The following is a 2,589-nucleotide window of genomic DNA, read 5'->3' as shown; positions in this document are numbered from 1 at the left end:
AGACTGCTGTTAATCCACTTGTGAATGCCCCACTCTATCGCTCATTGTCTTTCAATAATACAAAGACTGCTAAACATGCTCCAGCCTGTGCTAAGTTTCCCGTTAAATTGGCTGGAGAAATAACAGAATAGCCATATTCTGCAATTAATTGAGTATTGATAGGTGTAATCGCATAATGCATTCCCAGTATAATGAGCAAAGGTCTAAATGTACCAAATAAGAAAGCTCCTAATACTCCATTTATTCCATATAACCATGTCACAAATGCTGCAACACCTTTACCGATATAAGTACCGAATGGACCAATGACAATCAATTCTAAAGGAACCATAATAAATAAAACAATCATTGGTACAAACAAAACTTTAAATGTATCTGGAATCAATTTATTCACATATCTATATACATAAGACATCATCCATACCGTTATAATGATTGGAATAATCGTTGATTTATAATTCACAAACAACGCTGGTAATCCTAAAAAACGAAGTGAAGTTATACCCGTTTCAGCGGCATGAATTGCCCCATTTTGAATGGTTGGATACATCAATGCTCCAGCAAGTGCTAAAGCTAAAAATTCATTTGTTTTAAATTTTTTTGCAGCACTAACAGCTAAAAAGAAAGGAAAGAAATAAAACAGTAAATCACCAATCATACTTAATATTTGATATTCACCACTCGTTGTTGTTATCATGTTAAATGTTGTTAATATAGACAATACTGATTTTACCATACCACATCCAATTAAAACTGGAATAACCGGACTGAAGCATCCTGCAATCGTTTCAACAACATTAGAAACTATGTTTTTCTTTTTTGTACTTTTTTCTACTATAGTATCATCTGATAAATTAACCATATTCATTAATTCATCAAACACACCTTCTACTTTTGCACCAATGACAACTTGTAATTGACCATTTTTAAATTGTGCTGTTATAACGCCTTCAATTTGACTCAATTTGTTTAAATCAATACTGTTTTCATCTTTAACATTCAATCTGAGTCTTGTTGCACAATGCGTTAAATAAGTGATGTTATCTTCTTTGACAAGATCAAGAATCTTCTTTGCTATATCTTTGTTTTTCATAATATCCTCCATATTGTTTTTCGATTTGTTCTTCCGGATTAACAATCTACATCAACGATTATAAAGAATATCACCTATAGTCACTATTGATTTCCAGTTTTAAGAAATAATACCCATTTCAGGAAAAGAAATGATTTGTATCTCAATTCAAAATATGTTGTCAATAAAATTCTAATCACTTAAAAATATAAATAATAAAAAGAAGTAAAGTTCTCAATTCTTTACTCCTTATTATAATGATTTTTATTTTTTACTCTTTTTCAAGATAATCAACGCATAACTCTGTAATCCCACTCAACATATAAGAAATAGGTTCCTTAATATAATAGAATTCTGGTAGAAATTCTTCTGAAATAAATTATTTCAGCTTATTCTTCACTTCATTCATATCATGCTTCATAGTTGCATATAAAGCCACTGATTCAGGTCCAATAACTGTCAAAGATGGCAACAGCGATTTCGTGATTAACTCTAATGTCCCCTGTTGTGTCCATGCCAGTTTATGAACATCATCAGAAAGCTGCATACGTCTTAAAAAATACTTCACTTCACCAGCAACACCATTTTTTCCTCTAATGACTTTCCCATTAGCAACGATTCCTTGACCACCCACACCAAATCCAAATGGTTGAGAATGATAAATAACATTTTGATATTCAGGATGTTCTAATACAAATCCAACAGCTGCTGCATCAGCATTATTATAAACAAATATCTGAATATTATATTTCTCTTCAAAATCATTTTTCATATCAATAATTTTACCATCATTAGGTTCTTTAAAGACCTTATCATCTTCAACAATACCTGGTGTCGCAATACCAATCACATCAATATAGGAATGCTTTAATAAAACAGTATCAATAATATCATATAAATCATAAATATTCATTGATGGTTTCATAATCACATGACTATCAATAATTTCACATTTATCATATAAACGATAAGAAATACGTGTTTGTTCTCCATTAATCATAATGGCAATAGATAATATTCTCTTTTCATATTGTGTACAACAAACACAACATTCTGCTGCTTTTTCTTCTTGTTGTTTTTCAATATTTTTAAATTCCTGTTGAATAAACTGAATAGCTCCTAAAGCATCATATGAAGCAAATAGAGATGTAGGAATTTGTAAGACCAGCTTATCAGGTAAACTTTCTTTCAAACGATTATACATATAGCCAATTTGTGGAGCAATAAAAACAATATCATAATTTTGAACTTCTTCATAAAGACTCAAATAAGAAACAGCATCGAAATGATAGTCAAGCCCTAGCATTTCAGCAACAGAATTCAAATTTTCAGCAAACATAGACGTCGTCAAACCAGCAGAACATGATAATAAAACTTTTAATGTTTTTTGATCTTTTAATCCAATCAGTGTTTCAACCATTTCATCATATAATTGTTTTGCATGATTTTCATCATTTAATTCAAAATGAAGATAAAATTTAACAGAATGATCTTTATCAAATGTTATTTTAAATTCA

General features: G+C 30.1%; 2 protein-coding genes. Both read right to left on the bottom strand.

Annotated elements, in window-relative coordinates; translation table 11 throughout:
• Nucleotides 1-34: 34 nt before the first annotated feature.
• On the bottom strand, nt 35-1,093 hold the full coding sequence (locus ACLR9T_RS13795) for a PTS transporter subunit EIIC (RefSeq protein WP_413110068.1): 1,059 nt from the start codon (nt 1,091-1,093) through the stop codon (nt 35-37).
• Nucleotides 1,094-1,451: 358 nt separating this feature from the next.
• Nucleotides 1,452-2,589, bottom strand: a 1,138-nt coding sequence (locus ACLR9T_RS13790) for an ROK family protein (protein WP_413110067.1), incomplete at its 5' end; no start/stop codon positions are given.

Origin of the sequence: Thomasclavelia sp., from assembly GCF_047249845.1 — a bacterium.
Classification (GTDB): Bacteria; Bacillota_I; Bacilli_A; order Erysipelotrichales; family Coprobacillaceae; genus Thomasclavelia.
This window is presented reverse-complemented; position numbering and strand designations above follow the sequence as displayed.